Genomic DNA, 23867 nt, shown 5'->3' on the forward strand with positions numbered 1-23867 from the left:
GTAAACTCCTCCCCCAGATCCTATTCTTTATTAGGGATCTTAGCCACGACAAGATCCTCAACGATATTTCCGTTTACAAGGTGCTCAGCGATGATGCGGGGAACGTCTGTAGGATATACGGGCCCGTATGTGACTCTGTCTTCACCGGGCCGGACTATATCCATCAGGGGTTCCTTCTGGCACATCCCGATGCATCCGGTCTGAAGGACAGAGACATTGTTAAGATTGCGCTTCGCAAGTTCTTCAAGGACCGCGGTCATAACTTCGCGCGCGCCCGCGGCAATGCCGCAGGTCCCCATCCCTATGATGACCTGGGTGTCGTTGCTTTTGCGGGCTTTTGTCTGAAGCTGTGATTCCGCTTTTATTTTCCTGAGATCTTCAAGGCTTTTTATTGACATCGATATTCCCTGCCTTCCTTACTTATTGTGGTACTTATCGATCATCGGCCCTACCGCTTCGGCGGTCAGCCGTCCGTGCGTGTCGTCATTGATCATGAGGCACGGCGCAAGCCCGCATGCCCCGATGCATGCGACAGTCTCAAGCGTGAATTCAAGGTCGGGGGTAGTTACCTGGCCGTCATTAAGGCCGAGCTTTTCCCTGATCGCATTGAGGACTGCCTTTGCTCCTCGGACGTGGCATGCCGTTCCCTGACAGGACCTGATTATGTTCTTTCCTCGGGGCTCCAGGTGGAACTGGGCGTAGAATGTCACTACGCCAAATATCTGGCTGATGGGAACGTTGATCTCCTTGCTGATCTTGATCAGGACATCTTTCGGGAGGTACCCGAAAATCTCCTGAGCCTGCTGCAGCACTGGTATAACGCTGCCCTTAGTGCCCCGGTACCTGTTCAGAAGCTGGTCCAGCTGCTCCCAGGACTTCTCTGACGTTTTCTCTACCATAAACGCACCCTCCTTATGATCTTTCTGGGCCCTCCAGCCCAGGAAGTCTGTTTCTCCTTTATATTTACCCCCGAAACCTTTCGGGGATCTGAGCGCAAGACAAATCACACAGCAGCGTTGTAACTGCTTTGTCATTTGGATATCTTGTGAGAAACACTTTGAGAAAAAAAACACAAAGCATAATAATTATATACTCCGCCGGGAAAATATGGCAAGTTCTATCGATACGCAAAGTATATTTTGGTTTAATTTAAGTAATTTTACTTGCATTAAATCACAGCCTAAACAAAACTAAACCGAACAATATCCATCCGATAAACTTCCTGAAAATATTTTCTAATATTTATCCTTGATTATAGTTCACTTTACAAATCCTTGATTTTACGTATAAATGCTCATTTTTGCCTATTTCTAATCATTATTTTTTTTGAAAGCTTTAGTTTGTTAAGAGCAAGTCTCTTTTCTTGGCTGTTTCCCGGTTTTCCGTATCTTATAGCTCTTCTGTTCGGCTTGTAATTTGCATTAATTACTGATAAACTTCTCCGCATAGATTGTGTTTCATTTCGCAAACTTGTCCGATAATTGTTTTTGGGGAACATGGGCAGGCTCGCTGATTCCGGAACTTAAATTCATTTTCTGGTTTTTCTCCCTGTGGATTTGTCCGCAGGGATGTTTGTGCGCGCATAGGATCGTATCTTATCTTTCAGGAAAGACTTTTATGATCTATGCGCTTACAGTATACGTTTAAAGGGGGAAACGAGATGTCCACAGCAACAAAAGATGTTGCACAGGTGACGAAAGATATCGTCGCTCCATGGAAGGGTAAGAGGGGCGGGATCATTCCTATCCTTCAGAAGGTGCAGCATGAATTCGGCTACCTGCCTGATGAAGCAATGGTTACCATTTCCGAGGAAACCAAAGTCGCTCTTGCAGAGCTGTACGGAGTAGCAACGTTTTACGCGCAGTTCCACCTTAAACCGCGCGGACGGCACATCATCAGGGTCTGCCGCGGAACGGCATGCCATGTAAGAGGAAGCCTCGGGATCCTCGAAAGGGTAATTTCCGAGCTGAAGCTCCACGAAGGCGAGGTAACGACTCCCGACCTCAGGTTCACGATAGAGCCTGTTGCATGCATAGGAGCATGCGGACTTGCGCCTTGCGTAATGGTGGACGATGAAACTCACGGCCGTCTTACCAAGGACAAGGTACCCGACATGCTTTCAAAATACGAATAGGGCGGGAGGTGACAGAATATGCCTAAGATCAGCAATCTGGAAGAACTAAAAAAACTTAGAGATAAATCTATCGCTGAAACTGCCGCCCGAAAGGAAGGCAGATTCAGGGTGATAATAGGGCTTGGGACGTGCGGGATCGCCGCAGGCGGAAGAAAGATAATGGAAGCCGCCATGGAAGAGATCGCAAAGCGCGGCCTCAAAGATGTTTCTGTTGAAACGACCGGCTGCATCGGCATGTGCCAGAATGAGCCGCTTATGGATATAGTCCGTCCGGGCGAACCGAGAGTCACGTACGGCAACCTGAAACCCGAAGATGTTCCCCGCATAATCGCTGACCACCTCGTAAACGGAAACGTAGTCGAGGAAAAAGTCATCGGAAGACCTGAATAGGAGGCGTAAGGATATGGCAACTTTCAGAAGCCACGTGCTCGTCTGCGGAGGAACAGGATGCACCTCAGGAGGATCCGACAAGGTCCTTGAGACCCTTCGCGAAGGGATCAAGGCCAACGGACTCGACAAGGAGATCACTGTCGTACAGACGGGCTGTCATGGGATGTGCGAGGCCGGCCCCATCGTGATCGTATACCCGGAAGGAACTTTCTACACCCACATAAAGCCACAGGATGCGAAAGAGATTGTAGCTGAACACCTCCTCAAGGGAAGGGTCGTTGAACGCCTGCTCTATAAGGAAGCTATGCACTCAGAGGCAGTCCCCCATTACAAAGAACTCCCGTTCTACAGCAAGCAGGTAAGGCTGACGCTGCGCAACTGCGGATACATCGATCCCGATTCACTTGAAGAATATGTGGCACGCGACGGATACCAGGCCCTTGCGAAGGTGCTTACCGAAAAAACGCCTGAACAGGTAGTCGAAGACATGAAGGCTTCCGGCCTTCGCGGGCGCGGCGGCGGCGGATTTTCCACAGGGATGAAGTGGATGTTCTGCGCCAAATCACCCGGACCCAAAAAATATGTAATATGCAACGCCGACGAAGGCGACCCCGGTGCATTCATGGACCGTTCCCTCCTTGAGGGCGACCCCCACGCGATCCTTGAGGGTATGGCGATCGGAGCTTACGCAATGGGCGCTGACGAAGGCTACATTTACTGCCGCGCCGAGTACCCGCTCGCGATAAAGAGGCTCCTAAAGTCGATAACCGATGCCGAAGAGGCCGGACTCCTTGGTGAAAACATCCTCGGCACAGGCTTCAACTTCACCCTCCACGTAAAGGAAGGCGCGGGAGCATTCGTATGCGGAGAAGAAACCGCTCTGATGAACTCCATCGAAGGCAAACGCGGCATGCCGCGTCCACGCCCCCCATTCCCGGCAATAAAGGGTCTCTGGGAAAAGCCCTCCAATATAAATAACGTTGAAACCTGGGCAAACGTGGCACAGATAATGTTCCACGGCCCGGAATGGTACGCAAACTACGGTTACGATAAATCCCGCGGCACAAAGGTCTTCGCCCTTACAGGCAAGGTCAACAACACCGGACTTGTGGAAGTCCCTATGGGAACCACGATCCGTGAAGTCGTCTTCGACATAGGCGGCGGCATAATCGGAGGCAAGAAGTTTAAGGCGGTACAGATTGGCGGACCTTCCGGCGGATGCCTCACAGAACAGCACCTCGACCTCCCGATCAGCTATGAATCACTTACAGCTGCGGGAGCGATCATGGGTTCGGGCGGACTGGTCGTTGTCGACGAAGATACATGCATGGTCGACATGGCCAGGTTCTTCCTTGAATTCACACAGCGCGAATCCTGCGGAAAATGCATCCCCTGCCGCGAAGGCACCAAAAAGATGCTCGACATCCTCATCCGAATCACCGAAGGCAAGGGACGCGAAGAAGACATCGAAAACCTCATTTACCTTGGGACGCAGATCAAGACTGCTTCCCTCTGCGGCCTTGGCCAGACAGCTCCCAACCCGGTGCTTACGACCCTGCGCTACTTCAGGCACGAATATGAGGCGCACATAAGGGAGAAGAGATGCCCTGCAGGAGCATGCAAGGCGCTTATTACCATTAAGATCGATCCTGCCAAGTGCGTCGGCTGCACAAAGTGCACAAAGGCCTGCCCGGTAAACGCGATAGCAGGGACCGTGAAGCAGCCGCATGTCATCGACCAGGACAAGTGCATCAAGTGCGGAGCATGCGTCGAAGTCTGCCCCTTCAAGGCTATAGACAAGAAATAGGAATGAGGTGAGATAATATGGCCAACGCAATAATAAATGGGAAAAAAGTAGAGTTCCAGCCCGGCATGACCATCCTTCAGGCTGCCAGGGCGGCGAATATTTACATTCCGGTCCTCTGCGAGCATCCCGCTCTTGAAATAGCGGGTGCATGCAGAGTCTGTCTGGTGGAGGTCGAAAACAACCCGAAGCTTCAGACGGCATGCTCGACTCCAATAATGGACGGAATGGTTATAGATTCCAATACCGAAAAAGTCCGTGCCGCCCGCAAGGCAGTAATTGAGCTTCTGCTCATCCGTCACCCCCTGGACTGCTTCAGCTGCAGCAGCAACGGAAAGTGTGAGCTCCAGGCGATAGCATATGATCTCGGAATAGAGAGATCACCCTTCTGGGATGAGGGCGACACCTGCAAGGACCATAAGCTCGACGACAGCAATCCCTTCTACATCCGGGACCTTAACAAGTGCATCCTTTGCGGACGCTGCATCAGGGTCTGTGACAAGCACTCCCAGTATCATGCGATAGACTTCCAGAACCGCGGTATCAAGACTGCTGTTCAGCCGCCTGTCGGCAGGGGTCTGGAAGAATCCGACTGCACCTTCTGCGGCCAGTGCGTCGCCGTTTGCCCGGTCGGAGCCCTTTATGAAAAACCTGCCGTCGGCAAGGGACGCCCCTGGGAGCTCAAGACCACCAAGACGATCTGCACATACTGCGGCGTCGGATGTGAGCTTCTCGTCCAGGTAAACGAAAGGACAGGCAAGATCGCTAACGTTACGTCAGACCATACCGATATGGATTCCCTCAACAAGGGCCGTACCTGTGTAAAGGGCCGCTTCTCGTGGGAGTTCGTTAACCATCCTGACAGGCTTACAACACCTCTCATCAAAGAAAACGGAGAGTTCCGCAAGGCAACCTGGGATGAGGCTCTCGACAAGATAGCCGAAGGTCTCAAGGCAAACATGGGCAAGACCGGATTCTTCTCCTCAGCCCGCTGCACCAATGAAGACAACTATCTCATGCAGAGATTCGCAAGGGAGGTGATGGGCACCAATAACGTAGACCACTGTGCCCATCTCTGACACTCCGCAACAGTTGCAGGTCTCGGTGAGACCTTCGGAAGCGGAGCAATGACAAACGATTTTGAATCCATCAAACATGCCGATACCATAATGGTGATCGGTTCCAACACGACTGAAGCGCACCCTGTCGTTGGCATGATGCTAAAAGAGCAGGTCCGAAAGGGCGCAAAGCTCATCGTCTGTGACCCGCGCAGGATCGAACTTCACGATCTCGCTGCAGTCAAGATCCAGCAGAGAAGCGGATCTGACGTAGCGCTCCTCAACGGCATGATGAACGTCATCCTTGCCGAAAACCTCCACGACCCCAAGTTTATCGAAGAGAGAGTGGAGAAATTTGAGGAACTTAAGGCCATGGTCCAGAAGTATACACCTGAGTATGTAGAGGGCATTACAGGCGTCCCTGCAGGGACGATCCGTGAAGCCGCCCGCCTCTATGCTTCGGGACCAAACTCAGCGCTTTACTACACTATGGGCATCACACAGCATACGACCGGCACCAACAACGTCCGCAGCTGCTGTAACCTGGCGCTTCTCTGCGGAATGCTGGGCCGTCCCGGGACAGGAGTGAACCCGCTCCGCGGACAGAACAACGTCCAGGGCGCATGCGACATGGGATGCCTCCCCGCGACGCTCCCGGGCTACCTGAAGGTGGGTCTGCCCGCCGCTGCGGAAAAGATCGAAGCTCTCTGGGGATGCAAGATACCTGAAGAGGGAAAAGTCGGACTCTCTGTCGCAACAATGATGGAAGCTGCATCGAAGGGCGAACTTAAGGCACTATACATCATGGGTGAAAACCCAATGGTAACTGACGCGGACACGAACCACGTCTCTCACGCCCTTGACAAGCTGGATTTCCTCGTAGTACAGGATATATTCCTTACGGAGACCGCTCAGAAGGCGGATGTAGTTCTCCCTGCAGCCTGCTGGCCCGAAAAACCCGGCACATGCACCAATACGACCCGCGCGGTACAGCTTCTCCGCAAAGCGGTGGAAGCACCGGGCGAGGCAAGGGAAGACTGGACTGTATTCGTGGAACTTGCAAAGCGCTTCGGACACGAATGGGGCTTCGAAACAGCATCTGACGTCTTTGACGACATTGCGAAGTTCAACCCGGCTTACGCAGGCATGAGCCACGAGCGTCTTGACAAGGGATATCTGCAGTGGCCCTGCCCGACACCGGAGCATCCCGGAACGCCCAACCTTCACACGGCTAAATTCGCAAGACCCAACGGAATGGCGACATTCTCTCCCTGCGAGTGGGCGGCACCGCACGAATGGCCGGATGAGGAATATCCCTTCATCGCAACAACGGGGCGCAACCTCTTCCACTACCATTCAGGCTCAATGAGCCGCAGAGGGGCATCGGGCAAATATGTCAAAGAACTCTACATCGAGGTCAATCCAGTTGATGCGGCTGCAATGGGTGTAAGCGAGGGTGAAAAAGTGACAGTGGCATCGCGCCGCGGTGAAGTAACAGGAGCAGCGAAAATAACCGACAGAGTACCGGAGAAGATGGTATTCCTTCCCTTCCACTTCGGAGAAGCTTCAGCCAACCTGCTGACAGCATCGGTATGGGATCCCACTTCTGAGACCCCCGCATTTAAGGTCAGTGCAGTAAAAGTATCAAAGGCATAAAAAGCCTTAGCAATAAAACATAGGGGCGGGTAATATATTCCGCCCCATAACAATAATAACGGAGGCGTTTTAAGAAATGAATTTCAAACCACCTGTAGAAATAGCAAAGACTGCCTGTACAGTAGCTAAAGCTAAGACAAGCATGTCAGTAAAAGCGATGCTGGTAATGGGCTTCCTTGCCGGAGCTTATATAGCTTTCGGCGGCTTTTTGATGACGACTGTTACTCAGGACGTAGCCCAGTATGCCGGCGTAGGGATCTCAAAGATGCTGGGTGGGATGGTGTTTGCCCTTGGACTTATGCTCGTCATCGTTGGCGGAGCAGAACTCTTTACGGGAAACTGTCTTATGCCGCTTGGTATGCTGAACGGATGCGCATCTTTCCAGGGTGTGCTTAAAAACTGGACCGTAGTCTACATCGCAAACCTCCTCGGATCTATCTTCCTTGCGTGGATGATCTACAACACAGGACTTGCCACAGGAGCAACGGGTGCCAACGCTCTCAAGATCGCTGTTGCGAAGGTAAATCTTCCAATGAGCCAGATGTTGTTCAGGGGAGTCCTCTGCAACTGGCTGGTCGTCATGGCTGTCTGGATGTCCTTCTCAGCAATGGATGTAATAAGCAAATACATCTGCTGCCTCATCCCGATCTCAGGATTCGTTACGATGGGATTTGAACACAGCGTTGCAAACATGTACTTCATAGCACTTGGCATGTTCATAAAGGGCGGGGATGCCGCAACAGTCGAACTTGCAGCGGTCGCGCCGGACAAGCTTGCGGCCCTCACAATGGGCGGCTACTGGGGGAACATCATCCCTGTGACCATAGGAAATATGGTCGGCGGCATCCTGTTTGTGGCAGTTCTTTACTACATGGTGTTCTCAGGAGCTCTTGACGAACCCAAAGCATAGAGCAGCTGATCATGAAACCACTCCTTCATAACAAGACCCCGGAATTTACCCCGGCCGGCAGCACAGCACACAAGGAGCGCCTCCACGCTTCGCTGCTTCTGCTGGCCGGCGGACGGGGCTCAAGAATGGGTGGCAGAAATAAGCTTTACCTTGAGCTCGAGGGTTCCCTCCTTATAGAGGGAACCCTCGAGATAGTTGCACCCCTCTTCAGAGAGGTCATCATGCTAGTTGCTCCGGGAGAATCATCGGTGGTAAACGAGGCACTTTCACCCCTTATCAAAAGATGGGAAATTTCCGTAGTTGAGGACAGGGTACCCTCAAGGGGGCCGCTGGAAGGCCTTTATAACGGCCTTTCAGGGATGAAAGAGGAGTGGGGGTTCCTTCTGGGATGTGATATGCCCACCCCGGATCCGGAGGTAATAATTGGAATGAGCTGCTTCTGCAGCATAAACAATGACGCTGTCGTTGCAGAGAGGCTTGGATTCCTGGAGCCCCTGCACGCATTCTACCGCAAAAGCTGTATCGGACCGGTCTCTGATGCAATAAGCCGAGGAGACAGAAAGATCAAGCACTTTTACAGAGACATAAGGCTTACCGTGATAAACGAAAATAAACTGAAAGAGTTTGGAGATGACGGAAGCTCATTTTTCAACCTCAACACACCGCACGATGTGGAAAAAATGATACTCAGCCAGGAAGTGAGATAACAATGAAAGAACTTGCAGACGGTTTCAGGCGTTTCGCGGCAAAAGCAGACTCAAAATTTTACAGCAGCCTCATTGCAGGACAGCATCCGCATACCATGATGATCTCCTGCAGCGACAGCAGGATAATTCCGGAACATATATTCGATGCAAAACCAGGTGAGATCTTCGTCCTCAGGAACGTCGGAAACCTTGCCAGAACAGAGGAATCTTCCGTACGGGCATGCATTGATTACGCTGTAAAACACCTCAAGGTAGAAAGGATCGCCGTTCTTGCCCACAACCAGTGCGGAGCAGTAAAGGCGACGGAAGACAAAGAACATCTGGACACAGAGGGACTGAGAAAATGGCTTGAACAGGAAGAATATACCGGATCTGACCTTGAGGAAGCCGAGAAGGCACAGGCAGTTCGTCAGCTTGCAAAGTTAAGAGAGTACCCGACCGTCAGGGAAGCGACGGAGGCAGGCAGGCTTGAACTTTGCGCATTCTACTTCCATCTCGAACCTATCTCGATGGAAACATACCGGGACGGAGAATGGCATCTCATCTGATCTGAAAATCCCTGCCCCTTCTGCAATTTTAATATGTATTGACTATCCCTGTCCTCCCTGTACCGACAGGGTAAAAAGAGAGGAGAGCAAAAATGAAAAATTACAAAGAAATATTGAAAATGGCAGTTGGAAACGAAGTCGAGGCATACGAGTTCTACCGGGATGCCGCGGCAAAAATGAAAGATCCCGCAATGAAAAAAACCTTTCAGGAGCTTGCGGACGAGGAATCCGGCCACAAGGTCCTTCTTGAGGGTTACCTCAGCAATGAAATGAAAGATATGAAGTTCAGCGAAGAGAAGGATTACAAAGTCGCTGAGACTGTCGAAGCCCCCCAGGCACTTTCCACCGATATGGCATTTAAGGATGCTATCGCCCTTGCAATGAAAAAGGAACAGGAAGCTATGGAGATGTACCAGCAATTCGCAGATGCCAGCGAAGGAGCCAAACAGAAGGAGACCTTCCTTGAACTCGCGAAGATGGAAAAGGGACACAAGGTACGCCTCGAAGGTATCTACACCGACATAGCGTTTACCGAAGTCTGGTAAGATACCCCTCTCCGCAAAAAGCATTTATATAGAAGAAAAGCGCTCTGCCTGATATCCGGGCAGAGTGCTTTTGTTTGACTTTGAACTTTGATATGATACGGATCGCCGCTATGATTACGATGTTCAAGATTTATTTCTTGATTATTCCATCGGCTTTATCATCGACTCGATAAAGCTGATCTCATCATCGGTCAAATCATACTTGGCATATAGCTCCATGTCTGTCCACGGCTTTGAGAAATCCTGCTTTGGAACAAAACGATAGGCTTTGCTTGGCGCGTCCTGTGATATTTTGCAAGCGGAGACAAGGGCACGGAAAAACTTCGTCTTCATGTAGGTGATAAAGTTTTTTGCCTCGCTTTGGCTGTCAAAGGCGGCATAAAGGAATGTCTGCGAACAGACTGATTTTGGGGAGCTGTACTCCGGCTTGCCGATCACATACGGGTCAGTTCCGGAGCCGCCAGCTTTTGGCACGAACACTTTGTCTTTATAAATATCGGCTGAATTTTTCGTAATCCTGCTTCCGTCAATATAAGCGATTTTTCGTTCCATTTTTTCAAGGTAGAGCAGTTTTGTGTCGTGACCCTTTCCTTCCGATGGAAACACCTTCGTAGGGTTCTTTTTACTTGATTGAGGGTTTGTGGGAATACCAAATGGCGTATCGGTCGAAATAAGGGATGAGACGGTTTCTTCATTCGGTCCGATTTGTTCTGAGATCTTTTTGACGATTGCAGCAAGTTTTGGCTCTCTTATCAAAATATCGAAATCGCCCAAACGCCTCTTTAATGCATTTCTCTGCCCATCCTGAACAAGTGTGTAGAGACAATCGCCTGAGTAAGTTGTGTCATAGAGATAGTAACAAAGCCCACCCTTGATCTCGACTGATGGGAATACATCCCTGGAGTTTGTAAAAGTAAACAGCATCCTTATTCCGGGATTGTTCAACATTTTTGTTCTGAAATCGCCGAGCAGATTCTCGCGTCCTGTCGTAAACCAGCGGGATGGAATTATGAGAGAGACATATTTTGACGTTACCTTTTGTGAGGATTCTACAAAATGCTGATATATCGGCGCGTCATTTGTTCCGCCGGAACCATCTGTCAATTGATAGGGAGGGTTTCCCACTACTGCGTCAAACTTCATCTTTCCACCACCGTTCTTATTCCAGTATGAGCCTTTTAGAACACTCTTTTTAAAGTTCTCCGGTTTGTTTTTAAGCATATTGATCAGGTCGTCAAAGTAATGGGCTTTGACCGCTGCATCTCTGTAGCCAACCAAGGTCCGTTTCGTTATTGACTTAGCCATGGGCGTTTTGCAGATGACAAAAACATTATTATTCACAGTATCATCCCACAGCTTTTCTTGAAGCTCTGCGTCAAGCTCTTTCTCTGAGTATGCTGCGCACTTGGCGCGGAAAATGCTGTAGGTCACATACAGGGGATACAATCCTGTCTTTGAATTTATCTCTAATACCACGGCATTCGGATTTCCAAAGGTCTCCGCTGTGACATCTCCCCGGTCAACGAACCGTGGCGCTTCAACAAGCTCGCTGTGGGCTTCGTTAAAGAAATCATAACCGCCCAGACAGTCGCTCATGTGCATATTAACGACACGCCAAGGTGTAAGGACGGTTTCCTTATCCGGATTTTTAAAGCAGGAGAACAATGCCGTGATTTTCCTCACCCGCTCAAGCGGGGGAAGCGAGTCGGCATTAAACGCTTCAGCTCGAATTTTTCGCCCGGCGGCGATGAAAACCTCTGGATCATAAAACTTGATAAATTCTTCGAAAAGAGCCTTTGTCACGTCTTTGGGCATGAACTCGACCCATGATTTATCATCAACAAGTGACGGCAACTGATCAATTGTAATGTCCTCCGTGATGTTTACATCTGCACCGTATATGAGCAGAGGCATACGTATGGAGATAGCCCGCAGAATGGAGATCGCATCGTTTTTCAGCTTGTTCCTTTTTTTCAGCTCCTCCAGCCGGGCCTCCTCCTCTGGGGAACGTTCCTTTTTTTTCTTCTTTTCGATGCGCTCTATTTCTTCATATTCCTCATCTGTAAAGCCCTGACGGTTGATATCGATCTCGTTGGTTTTTGGAGCAGCCTTAGAAGATCCAACTATAGCTTTCAGTTTCTTGAATTTCTCAAGGTCGAGTTCGTTAAGTTTGAGAAGTTCATCATTGTAAAGGTTGACATCATCAAAACCGTTTTGGACAACTCTTTCGGCATAAGCACGTTTAAGCTGCTGTAAAAGGTTGTTGGTGTCGTACTGCTTCATCTCAGTACCGCTGACAGAAATAACAGGGCAATAATTGAGGAACTCGCCCATGATCACCTTGTCGGATTCCGTAGCTTTTCCGGCTTTTGTGGAAAGTGCAGCTGCCTCCGCAATCATTTTGAGTGTGCGGTCGGGCGCAAAATCGAACACAAAACAGCTTTGCTTTACCTGCCCGTTCTTTTTGCATGGAGACTGGACACGGAAGATCGTTTGCAGATAACTTGAAGCAGAGGTCGAGAAGGAGCCGGACAGCATAAAGACAGCAGTCCATTCCGGCACAGTCACGCCTGTTGTCAGTTTGCCGCAGGAGAGAGTTATTGTATACCCGTCATCACCGGCGGCTGCGATGGAGTCCTTAACCTTTTTCAATGCGTCTTCAGATTTTTCTTCCTCATCGCCGTCTCCGGCAACATTGACAATTTTAAAAGCCCCGCTGCCGAAAACAGGATGCCTTTTCAAGAGTTTGCTTAGCGCCAGCGCTTCACGGACGCCGGGGACCATCCAGAGAGAATGACGAAACAAGCTGCGGTAAGCGTCGTTGGAATATGGGTAACTGCTGTTGTCATCGTCTTTGGTAATTAGATTCAGGAAGCTCCATACATCTGCTTCATGATAAAAGTCACCAACGCACTGTCCTTCGGGAATTCCAGCCCGGTCAACGTGCAGGCTGCCGGTCCATGTGCGGAAAAACTCGCGGAAGTTGAAGGCTTTGTCCTCAAGCTCTACATAGCCGGGTTCGGAGATGATCTTTCCTAAGTCATAAGTATAAATTCTAAGTTCCGGCAGCTCGTCATAAGGGTTTGAATCACCGAAATGTTCAGCGTCCCAATTGCGCTTGCTGCGCTGTTCCATTACGTAATCCCAGGTGTAAACATTGTCCTCATAGTCCTTGAGAATATTGAACGGTGTGCCGGACAGGGCGAGTAACCTCGCATCGCGTTTGCTTCCGCCCTTTACGATCGTCTTAATGACATCGTCGCCCAATACTGTGGTCGTACCCTCGTGAGCCTCATCCACGATCACCAGATCCCAATCCAGCGAGAACACGGCATCGTTCTTTTCAAATTTGCCCCCTATAGTTGCAGAGCCTCGCAAGTCCTGTATGGATGCGAAATAGACAAATTTCTTGCCGCTGGAAATCAGATAGCCGATGTCTGTACCGGTGCTTTTGGAACCAAAAATATATTCGTTGCTCTCATAAAAAATTTTCCCGAAATCTTCATACCAACCCTTGTCAACAACAGGGCGATGCGTGATGATGACAGTCTTCGAATATCCGGCCTCTTTGACTACCTGCAAGGCCGACAATGTTTTTCCAAAACGCATTTTTGCGTTCCAAAGCATACGGTCACCGGTCTTGAACTGTTTGAGCGTTTTGGCGATCGCGTCTTCCTGTTCGGGTCTGAATACTATAGGGACAAATCGCTCACCTGTCGCGTTTATGAAATTATGTTGTCCCTTTTTCACAGCTTCTATAGCTTTCTTTACGGTATCCAAATCAACGTCAAACCACTCTTTGCCGGTTGAGTTTTTCATCTGTTTCTTTGGTACACCTGAATTTACAAGCACTCGGTGAACATCATGATCGCGGAACGGCTTAACTTCAAATAAATTGTCGGGATCCTTCATGGTGCGAACGGCAAGTTCAGTGTGCAGTAACTTCGGAGTCAGGCCAACCGTATTTGTATATTGCTTGATTCTTTGCATGGCCGCCTGATTTAACTCTTTACTGTTAGGGGGAAGGCTGTCGATGGGACTCTCAGTGTAGAGTGAGGCATCACCCACTTTTAAAAGCCCTTTGTGCGTTTCTGCGTTGATTTCAAAAACATAGATCACTTTATAACAGAAAGACGCGCCAAATTTTCCCTTCATCGCTTTGCCTCCCTAACCAAAGATTTGTATTCCAGGATCACTTTAGAGCGCCAGTCCTTTATACGGCATAGCTTTGAAAACGCTTTGTCCTGTGATTCGGGTCGATCATCAAAATCATCAATGCCATCAAATAGGCTAGCCTGATTTGACTTTTCTCTTGCTTTACCATAGGGGATCGTATAGGTCATCCCGTCCATTTGCCACAGATTCCACGAAATGATCGTAGCAATTGTTTTTAATTCATGCAAGGTCGGCTCCCTTTGCAGCTTAAAACTAATGTTGTCAATAAATGCATAAAGCATGTTTTCACGCGCCAACAAAAGATTGTCCCCTTGGAACTCGTAGGCATATATGCTTTGAAAGGCTCTCTTTGTCCATTTAAACCATTCAGTTTCATCAACAGCATTTTCATTGACAATACGCAGCTTGCGGTCTAACAGACCAATTCTGTCTTGCAGAGGGATCAAACTCCCGGTGGCGGCATCATAGCGGCTCACCAAGTACGGAGCTTCACCACAAGATATTTCCATACGGTTAGAGTCGATATATTTCTGCCAAGTCCGGTCCTTTTGATCCGGGAACACTATTGGATCGGCGGTCGTTCTCCATACAACTCCATCCGGAACATTGAACACGTTCTTTCTGCCAAACCAGGCTTCGTCTATTAAGTTGTTCTGTGCATTGCAGACCCAGGACGGAGTGAACACTTCTGCTTTATCCCGCGTCCTGTTTATTTGACTGGTCTGTGTCTTTGCCGTGCGCGGCTGAATCAACCGCGTATTGTTGCCTATTATCAAGTCAGGCATTATCTGTTTTCGAGCTTGATACAATTCTCCCAAATGAGAGTAGTCATCGGATGCCCAGATAATATTTCTTCCGGCCGTTCTGTCGAGCAAGAGGATCTTCAGAATTGGATAGCTGTAGTTAGCAATATCCTGCTCTAGAACATCAATATCGTTGATGGGCTGCAATTTTTCACCTCCCATGAACGAACTTTTCAGCTAAGGCATTTTTCTTATTGTCATCAGAGATGAACTCTAAAATATCGTCGACGCTACAATTCAAAGCTACGCATATTTTTTCAATGCTCTCAAGCGATATGTACTCATCCTTGCCAAGGCGAGCCATGACATTGGCACTTACACCCGCTGCACTTTTCAATGCGGTCTTTTTCATTTTCATGTCAATCAGTAATTTCCAAAGCCGATTGTATTGTACAGCCATAACTTGTCCTCCTGGGTGATTTTAATCACATATTAGAGTTATTATATCACTAATCAGGGATAAAATTTTACTGTCGATTACAAGTCAATTATGATAAACACCCTCTTTGCACACAAGATATGTTGCAGCGGGTGGATAGAAGATTTTAAGATAGGTTTTGCTTAGTGTGGGCAGTGATCAATGATGGCGTATTAGCCAAATGGCGAGGTCGTGTAACCCTTTTCTCAATATACATAGTACTTCCTTTTACAATCATCAGCCCCAGGGCCAGGAGATCCTTCTCCCGTCTTCTCCTTTAATGGCCTTTTTGATCTCATCGAAGGTCGGAGTTTCAAGCATCATCTTTGTGCAGTTAGCCCGTGAGAGGGTATCAAGTGTGTGGGAATCGGAAGACCTTATGAAGATCCTTCCGGGGTAATCTTCCCTCCACTTTGCTGCCTGTTCCGAATCTGTCCTCCGCGAGAGCTCAAAGGCGTCGGCAGGGTAGTCCTGCGGCATGGGACCAAGGGCGACAGGATAGGAAAAAGAGGGCCTGTCGACGTGGGCAAGTATTGCGATTCCGCCTAGTTCCTGAACTTTGGATACTATCTGGTCGACTTCATACCCCGAACCCTGAATCAGAAGGGTCTCTTCCTCTCTCAGGATGTTGTTGCAATGGTCCAGTACCACCTGATAACCAAAATAATCAACGTCGTTTTTTATCGGCATGATTTTCTGCCACAGCCATTCCTTGTAATCCATTGCTGTTTTGAGGTCCGGAAAAACAGAGAGTATGTGGATATCCTCCGCGCTTTGGGTCTCGATGCAGGGAAGGACGACAGGATCTCCCTCCGCGGCTTCATAGACTGCCTGGCAATTGTCGCAGGTGTTGTGGTCGGCAATGCCGATCACATCAATTCCGGCCTTCCTGGCGGCCGAGACTATCTCAGGGGCGCCCATTTCCAGGCTTCCGCATGGAGAGAGGGCCGTATGTATATGGAGATCGACCCAGAAAGGCTTAAGCATTTTATGTTAACCCTCTATACCCAGCTCAGAGAGTCTCCTGCAGGTCCCGAAGATCGACTCGGCAACGCAGGCTACGCAGATATTTTCCGCGGCACACCTTTCTTCAAGGTCCCGGGGCGCTTTTCTGCCCGAGGCAAGAATGATCAGCGGTATTTCCTTCAGTACGGCCACAGCGGCAACGTTGAGATGCGCCTGTATCGTTACCCAGGCAGATCCCTCTGCGGTGGTCCCCATTATGAAACTGAGCAGGTCCCCTGCGGCAGCCTGAGTTACTTCTCTTTCCGGGTCGCCCGTCACCTGTACTTCAGCATTGAGCTTTTCACAAATTTCCTTTATCTTCAACACTTTCCTCCCTTTCTTTTCAGCGTGTGCGGCTGAGATTCCGAGAGCTTTACTATCTGATTTGCAAGTGCGGAGATACCCTCTCTGAGTTTAAATATGCAGTCCGTTACGGATCCGTGTCCTCTTACGATCTCTTCCGCCATGGCCTGGCATGAGGGTCTTCCACATGAACCGCAGTCGATATGGGGAAGTCCGTTGTAGATCTCCTTCATCTGCTGAAGCTTGACCATCGCATCTGCAAGGTTGTCTGAGAGCGGCAGCCTCGGACGCGGCTGATATTCATTCTTGACAGGCCAGATTCCCATAGTGAAAAGTTCCTCGGCCCTTGATAGTTCCCTGGGCGAAATGTTCCAGTCCGTCTCAATGCTTCCCATGCGAAGATTTGCCAGAAAACGGGAATCGGCAGTGCCTACGCCCCCGACACATCCCGTATCACAAACACGGCACTCGATAAAGTCAACACCCCGCAGTCTTCCAAGCTCAAGTTCCTGAAGGGTGTCAAGGGTGTTCCTCATCCCCGAGACCGCAAGGATCGTAAGTTTCCTGTCAGAGAATGCCTGGACATGCCTTGACTCTCCTCCCCGCCTTGCCCACTGTATCCACCTGTTGTTCCTTTTTCTGGGCGCAGATCCCTTCTCGACGTTTATGTCTCCCTCTGCCATTATGCTTCTTGCCACTTTCCTGACAGTTACTGCGCTGGTAAGAGGGGAAGCCCCCTTGCCGAACGGCTCCCTTACCATCGTTATCTTGGCAGGGCAGGGTGCAAGAAGAGTAAGGGGCGCATCGCTGTTCGTCCTCATTCTCCACAGTGTTGCAGCGATCTCAAGCGGAGAGAGTACGGGAACGACCCTTGAAAGCAGCTCCGGAAATTTTGTCTGGATAAGCCTGAGGACCGACGGGCAGTAGACCGATATTATCGGCAGTGCCGTCTTTGATGATCTGTTTATAAGCTGGGCGACGGCATAGGCTGAGAGGTCAAAAGCATCCTCAGCCTCATCTATCAGGGTTTTAAAATCAAGTGAAATAAGAACTTCTTCAAGGTCGTCCGGTTTTCCGTAATGGCTGAACTGTGAAAAGAAGACCGGGTCAGGGACTATCATTGCTCTTGACGATTCCTTGATCCTGTTCCAGTCGTCTTCGTAAATGCCCAAAGCCGAACGGCAGCATGAGCGCAGACATTCTCCGCAGTCGATGCAGAGCTCCTCGATAATGTCTATCTCTCCGTCTACGACACGTATCGCTTCCGTAGGACAGACTCTTATGCAGTTTACGCATCCCTGACATGCGTCTTTTGATACTTTTATACTATGTTCCATGCGGTTCGCTCCTCCGTAACAGCCGGCGTTTAGCTGGATATCTGGTAACGGCTGGATTCAATAGCTGCATTTCACAGATCCCCGGGTCCGGCCGATGGCCATTTCGCGGATCTGATGCGATGGGCATCTTGTATGCGTCAGGCCAGGTCTTTGGGCAGGGGACCCTTAAATTTTCTATTTGTTGAAAAATACCGTTGATCTGAGTACGGTCCCTGCTCCGGGGACCGACTCTATCTCAAACAGATCGGAGTTCCGCTTAATGTTCGGAAGGCCCATGCCTGCACCGAAACCCATCTCCCGAGCCTGGTTGGAGGCAGTCGTATATCCCTCTGTCATGGCCTGTTCTATGTCGGGGATGCCGGGCCCCTCGTCCTTGGCTGTTATTTCGAGCCTGTCCTCTGAAATTACGGCTTTAAGTGTACCGCCATCTGCGTGGATGACCAAGTTTATCTCTGCTTCGTATGCGATCACAGCAGCTCTTCGGCATACATCGGACTGTATGCCGAGCATCTTGAGGGTATTTTTTATATTGTTTGAGGCAGTTCCCGCCGTCATAAAATTGTTACCCTCGATCCTGTATTCCATACATACAGGAGCAGCCATATTGCTATGCCTCCCGCGGCTGTGGCACGTAACTGGGTTTTACACCTGCTGCGTAAAGTCTTCCGCAGACCTCATAAAGGCTGTATTTGGTCAAAAGCACAGGTATGCCGCTCTCCCTGGCAAGGCTCACGGTCTCTTCAAGGGGTATCTTGCCCCTTACGAAGACTACCGCAGGCAGGTCAAGCATCTGCGCTGTCCTTACTATCTGAATGTTTGTGAGTCCCGTTAGAAGGAGCGATCCTGGCGAGCAGAAGGCGAGCACATCGCTCATGAGGTCACAGGCATATGCATAGGGTACGTTTATCTCGCCCAGGTCTACGTCAGAAATTACCTCCGCGTTGATGATCCCAGCCAATTCTTTTAAATTCATTTTTTTGACATCCTCCTATAGATACTCTCTTTGTATTTTTTGTTTTGATATGACCATATTAATTTTACAGTTTTGCGCAAAAAATAACAAGCTTTACAAAATAAGACTGTTTAGCCTCTTTTGTGATGTTTTTTTACTATGAATTTTAAGTATGATGGCCTATTCTTATCTAAGAATATATTTTTATTGGTATTTATCTACTTATCAGACGAGATTCCGGGGGCTCCTTCCCATTTTATCTCATCAAGGTTTTCTTTGATATGTTTTCTCAGCCAGAGTCCCACCTCAGGGGAACGGAGCATCTCCCTGTCACCGTCCAGGGCTTCGATTATCTCATCAGTGTCCAGAAGGAATTCCCCATGGTCAGTTTTGTGGCGGTATACCCAGTGGATCTCGGGAGAACCCATTATAAGGGCCATCAGCGTGGCGGGGATGTCTCCGAGAGGGGGCCTGTCTATACTGCTCATCATGAAGGAAGCGGTAGTTTTTGTTCCCTTCCCGGGTTCCGAAACGATATCAAGTCTTCCTCCGCACAGTTCAGCGGATTGTTTGAGAAAGGGCAGTCCCATGCCCACCCTTCTTGTAGTCCTCGTTGTTGTGAAGGGATCGGTCACTTTTGATATAAATTCTTTGCTCATGCCCCTTCCGTTATCTTCTACCGAAAAAGACAGCCTGTCTGCCGCCTTCTCCTCAAGGACCTCGACCCTGACTTCCGTGCCCTCTGCCATTACGCTGTTTTCTGCTATATCAAGCACATGTGCCGAAAGATCTTCAAGCAAATCTACTCAACCTCCGATATCTGTTCTTTCCCGACCGTTGAATTTTATCCGTTCCGGAGCACTGTATACGTTGAACCTTCCGTTCCTTGCAAAGCCTATAAGCGTCATGTTGCAGCGCCTCGCAGCATCCGCACCGTCTGCTGTCGCAGCTGAAATACTTGCCATCAGGGGAATTTTGGCCCCCGCTCCCTTGAGGACCATGTCTTCCGGAAGGCGGCCTGATGTGATGAGTCCGACCTCGCTTGTTTTCATATTTTTTTTCAGGATCCATCCTACGGCCTTGTCCACCGCGTTATGCCTGCCAACGTCCTCCGTTCTGAAAAGCAGTTTCTCGTCGGGTGATACAAGAGCAGCGACGTGCACACTTCCCGCTGTTTTGAAGAGCGGGGCTTCTCCTATCCAGTCTATCCCCGACATGATCGTTTCGAAGGATATCTGCCATTCTACGGGAAGTGGATCAGGCTGAATGCCGGCGTCCCTTTTTTCTTCGAGAAAGGCTCCGGAAGCTGTATGGAGAAATCTTGCTTCAAGTTTCCAGCCTTCACGCCTCCTTGCTCTTTCAACAACTATTCTGCCGTTCTCTGTTCTGACAGATGCGATATCCTCCATGCTTTCTATCATACGTCGGCAGTAAAGGTTGCCAAGCGCCCAAAGCTCTTCCTCGCCAGGCGTGAAGATCACCACTGCTTCACGTGAACCATCTACCTCCAGGATCATCCGTTTTTCGACTATCATGTCATCATTGACCGCTTTTATGGTCCCGTCACTGAACATCCTTAGAATCTCTCTTTTCTCTGTTCGATGGTCCATCGCTGACCCACCTCTTTCAATCTTTGTACGGATAAATACTGCCGCTTACATTTTACTACACCTGAGCTGTAAATTTCCCCACACATGGTCTATGTTTTAGACTATACTACTTCTTGTTTCAAACTTATCTGTCAACGATCCGTCCGTCCCAAACAAGGATCTGGAGAAAGAAGAGATATTCTGATGCCCGAAAAGAGCGAACTCCCCGTCAATACAGCGAGGCCCCGGGATTACATCGTTATCCTCGCCGCAATTACGATATGGAGCGCAAGTTTCGCGGGAATGAAGGTAGCTGTGGAACAGGCCCATCCATTGATCGTGCTTTGGATGAGGCTTGGCATTTCTATCCCCTTCCTCTTCGCGGGTTCGTATATACAGAATACGTTCCGTCTCCCTTCACGGCAGGAGCTCCTGCCGCTCCTGATAATGAGCTTCCAGGGCATCTTCCTGGTCCTCGGCCTGCAAAACTTCGCTATGAAGACAGCAAGTGCATCGACCGCGAACTGGATAATAATTTGTTCTCCCGCTTTTGTGGCCCTTTTGGGATGGCTGTTCCTGAAGGAAAAGATATCTCTCATGGGTTTTGCAGGTCTGGTCATCTCAGCGATAGGGGTAATGGTAGTTTTACGCCTTGGAACGGCTTCGGGGCCAAAGGGATCGGGATCTTTCGGCACCGTCGGTGACCTGTTGATCCTGTTTTCTTCTCTAAACTGGTCCATATTTCTTGTATTTTCAAGGAAAGTACTGAGGGAGGACCTTCACTACAGCTTCGTCCTCTTCTGGGAGATGTTTTTCTCCTTCATTTATGCGACCTTAGCGCTGCCTCTTCTCGGATGCGATATTTCCGTGATCTGGTCATTCACCCACAGGACCTGGACTGCTGTAGCTTTCCTGGGAGCAGGCGCTTCGGCGGCTGCTTACTTCTGCTGGTTCCACGGCCTCTCCGTTCTGCCTGTTTCAAGGATCGTGGCTTTCCAGTTCCTGCAGCCGTTCGCCGGGGCGATGATCGCATTTCTTCTGCTCGGAGAACGGTTCACTCTATGGCTTTTCGCCGGAGGGATAACGATAATGTACGGCGTATACCTGGTTAACAGAAAATGACAGGACGACCGGCAACAACAGGAGGAGCAAACCGTAGCAATGCCTGATACAGTAATGGAAGATATACAGACGAAAGAAGCATCATTTTACCATTACGCAATGATACTTGCGACAGTTACGATATGGGGCGGCAGCTTCGCCTCGACAAAATACGCCCTTGCACAGGCCGAACCCCTGGTCATAATGTGCCTCAGGCTCCTTATCGGCATGCCGGTGCTCCTTGCAGGCTCTCTCATGGAGGGGTCTCTGAGGCTCCCCACAAAAGGAGAGGCCCCAGCACTATTCCTGATGGGGTTCCAGGGAATATTCTTCCATCAGACCATCCAGAGCTATGCAATGAAAACGGCGGGGGCGGCGAATGCGAACTGGATGATGATAGCGACGCCCGCACTTGTTGCCATACTTGGCAGGGTATTCCTGAAAGAGAGGATATCCTCAAAGGGGGTATGCGGGATGATACTTGCAGCGGTCGGTGTGGGTCTGGTCATAGGACGCGGTACGGTCGTCACGTCGAATTCCGGCAGTTTCGGAAGCCTAGGCGATGTGATAATGCTTCTGTCAGTTCTCAACTGGGCAATCTTCCTCGTTCTCTCGAGGCGAATCCTCAAAAAAGATCTCCCTCCGGCATTTGTCATATTCTGGGAGATGCTCTTCGCCCTTCTGTCAGCGATCCCCTTCACATACATCATAGGGAGCGATTTTTCGGTGATCCCCTCTTTCACATCCGGTACCTGGGGCGCACTGATCTTTCTGGGGGCATTTTCCTCCGCTCTTGCATACATCTTCTGGTTCAGGGCCCTCGCGATATTTACAGTGGCCAAGGTAGCCGTGTTCCAGTTCCTTCAGCCGATGGCAGGAGTCGTTATAGCATATTTTCTTGTCGGGGAAAGGTTCACTCCATGGCTTTTTGCAGGAGGGGCAATGATACTCAGCGGAGTCTGGCTCGTTAACAGAAAATAACTGATCCTTTTCAGGTATTAATGATAAGCCCACAGTCATTTCATCTCAAGGTCAGCTAAAGTCATCGTTTTCTATCTCTTTCCGACTGTTCCATAGCGCCCACATTATAATATCACCCGCCCGCTGATAAGAGCAGACGGGCCTCTGACTCTCAGTTGCCGGACACTACATCTTTCACACCATTTTTTAGAAGCCATTCGGCTGCCCTGTCGCATATATCTCCCTGAAGGATCACATTGCCCTCTTCCACAAAAGACCCGCAGCCCAGCCCTTTTCTCATCTCTTTGGCAAGTTTTTCCCTGTCGACTGTGGATTTTCCTGGTATGATCACAGCAGTGACGGTCTTTCCCTTCCTGCCTGCAGTCTGCCTTTGGAGCGAGACCCTTGAAAGGCCTGAAATACCGCTCTCTCCGTTGTTTTTGACCAAAATTTTTTGCTGAGGGCATTTTTCTTCTTCAGGTTGGGGTATATGTTCTTTCCGCTCGGCTCCTTCTTTTCCGAGTATGGATCCCAGCGAGAGGCTCAGGCTTTCGTCGCCGCCAAGGGTAAAGCCTTCTCCGGAGTTAAGTTTTTTATTCTTTTTTCCTGACGACATTTTCTGCTCCTTCTTTTTTGGCTTAAAATAGGAAAAGATATCCTGCTTCACCTGTTATGATTATATACTTTGGAGGTCCGCTGAATGTCAAAGTCGGAGACCGCGGTTTTTTTGGATAATTTTAATTCGGCACTGAGGATGCTCGGGAGAAATCCCGGGGGAGGTGCGCTTGAGCTGCGTTCAGGTGCCGGTGTTTTTTCAACGGGACTGCCCTTCGCAGGTGAGAATTACGCCCTCTTCGATCCTTCCTCTTCTGCTGAAGAACTATGCGGGGTACTGGATTTCTATGAAGAGAGAAACTTGCCCTTCATCGCGCTGCAGCTGCCGAAACTCCAAGGGAAGCTGGCATTGGAACTGGAAAGAAGAAGGATCTTTCATAGGGCGACATATCTTGCGATGTCGATCGGAAATCTTCCAGCAAAAATGGACGGGGATCCCCTGGTAAAGAAAATTTACGTCAACAATGAGGCGGAAAAGTGGGCTGAAGCGGCATGGACGGGATTCGAAGGAGAGCTTCCGGTGCCACGGGCCTATGTGGAATTTTCGCAATATTTGCTTCGCTGTCCCGACAACAGCCTCTTCGTCCTTGAAAAGGAGGGCATTCCGCTTTGCTCCGCCCTGCTCCATTCGACGGAAAAGAGCTGCGGCCTTTACTATTTTGCCACAAGGCCCAAGGCAAGGAGACAGGGCCTGGCGGCAAGGTTTATGGGTTCATTGAGAGAGTACGCTTCACGTTATTCTGAGGAGATGGTCCTTCTTGCGACTGAAATGGGAGCCAAAATGTATAAAAGATATGGTTTCAGGAAGCTGCTGGAGGTACCGGTCTTTTCAGCTTCAGACGAATTCTGATCCATT

At 49.6% G+C, this 23867-nt stretch carries 24 protein-coding genes; 11 read left to right on the forward strand and 13 right to left on the reverse strand.

Translation table 11 applies throughout. The annotated features are described in order from the left end of the window. Positions 1 to 20: 20 nt before the first annotated feature. Positions 21 to 398, reverse strand: coding sequence for a (2Fe-2S) ferredoxin domain-containing protein (locus OLM33_00455; GenBank protein MCW1712143.1), 378 nt, complete (start codon positions 396 to 398; stop codon positions 21 to 23). A gap of 18 nt (positions 399 to 416) precedes the next feature. Continuing rightward, positions 417 to 899 carry an NADH-quinone oxidoreductase subunit NuoE gene (gene nuoE / locus OLM33_00460; protein ID MCW1712144.1) on the reverse strand — a complete coding sequence of 161 codons (483 nt, stop codon included), beginning with the start codon at positions 897 to 899 and terminating at the stop codon, positions 417 to 419. Between the two features lie 761 nt (positions 900 to 1660). Between nuoE (OLM33_00460) and nuoE (OLM33_00465) the strand changes: the two genes are divergently transcribed. The 8 genes from nuoE (OLM33_00465) to OLM33_00500 all read left to right on the forward strand — a co-directional run bounded on the left by nuoE (OLM33_00465) (position 1661) and on the right by OLM33_00500 (position 9752). After that, positions 1661 to 2134 (forward strand): NADH-quinone oxidoreductase subunit NuoE, encoded by a 474-nt coding sequence (nuoE, locus tag OLM33_00465; protein ID MCW1712145.1) that lies wholly within the window; start codon positions 1661 to 1663, stop codon positions 2132 to 2134. 18 nt (positions 2135 to 2152) lie between these two features. Continuing rightward, a complete protein-coding gene (locus tag OLM33_00470) occupies positions 2153 to 2524 on the forward strand; it encodes a (2Fe-2S) ferredoxin domain-containing protein (GenBank protein MCW1712146.1) in 372 nt (123 codons plus the stop codon). A 13-nt stretch (positions 2525 to 2537) separates the two neighbouring features. Next, complete coding sequence (gene nuoF / locus OLM33_00475) at positions 2538 to 4331, forward strand: NADH-quinone oxidoreductase subunit NuoF (GenBank protein ID MCW1712147.1); 1794 nt, start codon at positions 2538 to 2540, stop codon at positions 4329 to 4331. A gap of 17 nt (positions 4332 to 4348) precedes the next feature. Continuing rightward, a complete protein-coding gene (fdhF, locus tag OLM33_00480; protein ID MCW1712148.1) occupies positions 4349 to 7042 on the forward strand; it encodes a formate dehydrogenase subunit alpha in 2694 nt (897 codons plus the stop codon). A 76-nt stretch (positions 7043 to 7118) separates the two neighbouring features. Continuing rightward, on the forward strand, positions 7119 to 7952 hold the full coding sequence (locus tag OLM33_00485; protein MCW1712149.1) for a formate/nitrite transporter family protein: 834 nt from the start codon (positions 7119 to 7121) through the stop codon (positions 7950 to 7952). Between the two features lie 11 nt (positions 7953 to 7963). Continuing rightward, positions 7964 to 8659, forward strand: coding sequence for a molybdenum cofactor guanylyltransferase (locus tag OLM33_00490; protein ID MCW1712150.1), 696 nt, complete (start codon positions 7964 to 7966; stop codon positions 8657 to 8659). A gap of 2 nt (positions 8660 to 8661) precedes the next feature. Next, the gene (locus OLM33_00495) at positions 8662 to 9207 is read left to right on the forward strand and encodes a hypothetical protein (GenBank protein ID MCW1712151.1); all 546 of its coding nucleotides are present in this window, start codon (positions 8662 to 8664) and stop codon (positions 9205 to 9207) included. 92 nt (positions 9208 to 9299) lie between these two features. Beyond that, a complete protein-coding gene (locus OLM33_00500) occupies positions 9300 to 9752 on the forward strand; it encodes a ferritin family protein (protein ID MCW1712152.1) in 453 nt (150 codons plus the stop codon). A gap of 141 nt (positions 9753 to 9893) precedes the next feature. On the opposite strand, the gene OLM33_00505 is transcribed toward OLM33_00500, so the two are convergent. The 10 genes from OLM33_00505 to fdhD form a co-directional block, all read right to left on the reverse strand. Beyond that, positions 9894 to 13907, reverse strand: a complete 4014-nt coding sequence (locus OLM33_00505; GenBank protein ID MCW1712153.1) for an Eco57I restriction-modification methylase domain-containing protein — start codon at positions 13905 to 13907, stop codon at positions 9894 to 9896. Beyond that, on the reverse strand, positions 13904 to 14893 hold the full coding sequence (locus OLM33_00510) for a hypothetical protein (protein MCW1712154.1): 990 nt from the start codon (positions 14891 to 14893) through the stop codon (positions 13904 to 13906). The genes OLM33_00505 and OLM33_00510 overlap by 4 nt, the downstream gene beginning before the upstream one ends. Beyond that, entirely contained in the window at positions 14883 to 15131 is a 249-nt protein-coding gene (locus tag OLM33_00515; GenBank protein MCW1712155.1) for a helix-turn-helix transcriptional regulator, read from the reverse strand. The genes OLM33_00510 and OLM33_00515 overlap by 11 nt, the downstream gene beginning before the upstream one ends. Positions 15132 to 15386: 255 nt before the next feature. Next, positions 15387 to 16136, reverse strand: coding sequence for a PHP domain-containing protein (locus OLM33_00520; GenBank protein ID MCW1712156.1), 750 nt, complete (start codon positions 16134 to 16136; stop codon positions 15387 to 15389). Between the two features lie 6 nt (positions 16137 to 16142). After that, positions 16143 to 16478, reverse strand: a complete 336-nt coding sequence (locus OLM33_00525) for a serine kinase (GenBank protein MCW1712157.1) — start codon at positions 16476 to 16478, stop codon at positions 16143 to 16145. Continuing rightward, positions 16475 to 17794: a Fe-S cluster protein gene (locus OLM33_00530; GenBank protein ID MCW1712158.1), complete on the reverse strand. Its 1320-nt coding sequence runs from the start codon at positions 17792 to 17794 to the stop codon at positions 16475 to 16477. The genes OLM33_00525 and OLM33_00530 overlap by 4 nt, the downstream gene beginning before the upstream one ends. Before the next feature lie 174 nt (positions 17795 to 17968). Next, positions 17969 to 18397, reverse strand: coding sequence for an ATP-binding protein (locus tag OLM33_00535; GenBank protein MCW1712159.1), 429 nt, complete (start codon positions 18395 to 18397; stop codon positions 17969 to 17971). Positions 18398 to 18401: 4 nt separating this feature from the next. Continuing rightward, entirely contained in the window at positions 18402 to 18767 is a 366-nt protein-coding gene (locus OLM33_00540) for a transcriptional regulator (protein ID MCW1712160.1), read from the reverse strand. 197 nt (positions 18768 to 18964) lie between these two features. After that, the gene (locus tag OLM33_00545) at positions 18965 to 19546 is read right to left on the reverse strand and encodes an ATP-binding protein (GenBank protein ID MCW1712161.1); all 582 of its coding nucleotides are present in this window, start codon (positions 19544 to 19546) and stop codon (positions 18965 to 18967) included. Between the two features lie 6 nt (positions 19547 to 19552). After that, positions 19553 to 20356: a formate dehydrogenase accessory sulfurtransferase FdhD gene (gene fdhD, locus OLM33_00550; protein ID MCW1712162.1), complete on the reverse strand. Its 804-nt coding sequence runs from the start codon at positions 20354 to 20356 to the stop codon at positions 19553 to 19555. A 183-nt stretch (positions 20357 to 20539) separates the two neighbouring features. Here fdhD and OLM33_00555 point away from each other — a divergent pair, with 183 nt between their 5' ends. After that, positions 20540 to 21457, forward strand: a complete 918-nt coding sequence (locus OLM33_00555) for a DMT family transporter (GenBank protein ID MCW1712163.1) — start codon at positions 20540 to 20542, stop codon at positions 21455 to 21457. A gap of 39 nt (positions 21458 to 21496) precedes the next feature. Next, positions 21497 to 22417 (forward strand): EamA family transporter, encoded by a 921-nt coding sequence (locus OLM33_00560; GenBank protein ID MCW1712164.1) that lies wholly within the window; start codon positions 21497 to 21499, stop codon positions 22415 to 22417. Between the two features lie 151 nt (positions 22418 to 22568). Here the strand turns inward: OLM33_00560 and OLM33_00565 are convergent, their stop codons facing one another. Beyond that, entirely contained in the window at positions 22569 to 23012 is a 444-nt protein-coding gene (locus OLM33_00565; GenBank protein MCW1712165.1) for a translation initiation factor, read from the reverse strand. Between the two features lie 84 nt (positions 23013 to 23096). On the opposite strand from OLM33_00565, the gene OLM33_00570 reads away from it, so the two are divergent. Then, positions 23097 to 23861 carry a GNAT family N-acetyltransferase gene (locus OLM33_00570; protein MCW1712166.1) on the forward strand — a complete coding sequence of 255 codons (765 nt, stop codon included), beginning with the start codon at positions 23097 to 23099 and terminating at the stop codon, positions 23859 to 23861. The last annotated feature ends 6 nt before the right edge of the window (positions 23862 to 23867 follow it).

The organism is Synergistaceae bacterium DZ-S4 (assembly GCA_025943965.1).
GTDB lineage: Bacteria > Synergistota > Synergistia > Synergistales > Synergistaceae > Caenicola > Caenicola nitritireducens.

Bases quoted from the DNA above. Each gene is read 5' to 3' on its own strand.
- nuoE (MCW1712145.1), top strand. From the start codon at position 1,661: ATGTCCACAGCAACAAAAGATGTTGCACAGGTGACGAAAGATATCGTC.
- OLM33_00570 (MCW1712166.1), top strand. From the start codon at position 23,097: ATGTCAAAGTCGGAGACCGCGGTTTTTTTGGATAATTTTAATTCGGCA.
- OLM33_00560 (MCW1712164.1), top strand. From the start codon at position 21,497: ATGCCTGATACAGTAATGGAAGATATACAGACGAAAGAAGCATCATTT.
- nuoE (MCW1712144.1), bottom strand. From the start codon at position 899: ATGGTAGAGAAAACGTCAGAGAAGTCCTGGGAGCAGCTGGACCAGCTT.
- nuoF (MCW1712147.1), top strand. From the start codon at position 2,538: ATGGCAACTTTCAGAAGCCACGTGCTCGTCTGCGGAGGAACAGGATGC.
- OLM33_00485 (MCW1712149.1), top strand. From the start codon at position 7,119: ATGAATTTCAAACCACCTGTAGAAATAGCAAAGACTGCCTGTACAGTA.
- OLM33_00515 (MCW1712155.1), bottom strand. From the start codon at position 15,131: ATGGCTGTACAATACAATCGGCTTTGGAAATTACTGATTGACATGAAA.
- OLM33_00500 (MCW1712152.1), top strand. From the start codon at position 9,300: ATGAAAAATTACAAAGAAATATTGAAAATGGCAGTTGGAAACGAAGTC.
- OLM33_00470 (MCW1712146.1), top strand. From the start codon at position 2,153: ATGCCTAAGATCAGCAATCTGGAAGAACTAAAAAAACTTAGAGATAAA.
- OLM33_00495 (MCW1712151.1), top strand. From the start codon at position 8,662: ATGAAAGAACTTGCAGACGGTTTCAGGCGTTTCGCGGCAAAAGCAGAC.
- OLM33_00555 (MCW1712163.1), top strand. From the start codon at position 20,540: ATGCCCGAAAAGAGCGAACTCCCCGTCAATACAGCGAGGCCCCGGGAT.
- OLM33_00510 (MCW1712154.1), bottom strand. From the start codon at position 14,893: ATGGGAGGTGAAAAATTGCAGCCCATCAACGATATTGATGTTCTAGAG.
- OLM33_00490 (MCW1712150.1), top strand. From the start codon at position 7,964: ATGAAACCACTCCTTCATAACAAGACCCCGGAATTTACCCCGGCCGGC.
- OLM33_00520 (MCW1712156.1), bottom strand. From the start codon at position 16,136: ATGCTTAAGCCTTTCTGGGTCGATCTCCATATACATACGGCCCTCTCT.
- OLM33_00540 (MCW1712160.1), bottom strand. From the start codon at position 18,767: ATGAATTTAAAAGAATTGGCTGGGATCATCAACGCGGAGGTAATTTCT.
- fdhD (MCW1712162.1), bottom strand. From the start codon at position 20,356: ATGGACCATCGAACAGAGAAAAGAGAGATTCTAAGGATGTTCAGTGAC.
- OLM33_00565 (MCW1712165.1), bottom strand. From the start codon at position 23,012: ATGTCGTCAGGAAAAAAGAATAAAAAACTTAACTCCGGAGAAGGCTTT.
- OLM33_00535 (MCW1712159.1), bottom strand. From the start codon at position 18,397: ATGGCTGCTCCTGTATGTATGGAATACAGGATCGAGGGTAACAATTTT.
- OLM33_00505 (MCW1712153.1), bottom strand. From the start codon at position 13,907: ATGAAGGGAAAATTTGGCGCGTCTTTCTGTTATAAAGTGATCTATGTT.
- OLM33_00530 (MCW1712158.1), bottom strand. From the start codon at position 17,794: ATGGAACATAGTATAAAAGTATCAAAAGACGCATGTCAGGGATGCGTA.
- OLM33_00455 (MCW1712143.1), bottom strand. From the start codon at position 398: ATGTCAATAAAAAGCCTTGAAGATCTCAGGAAAATAAAAGCGGAATCA.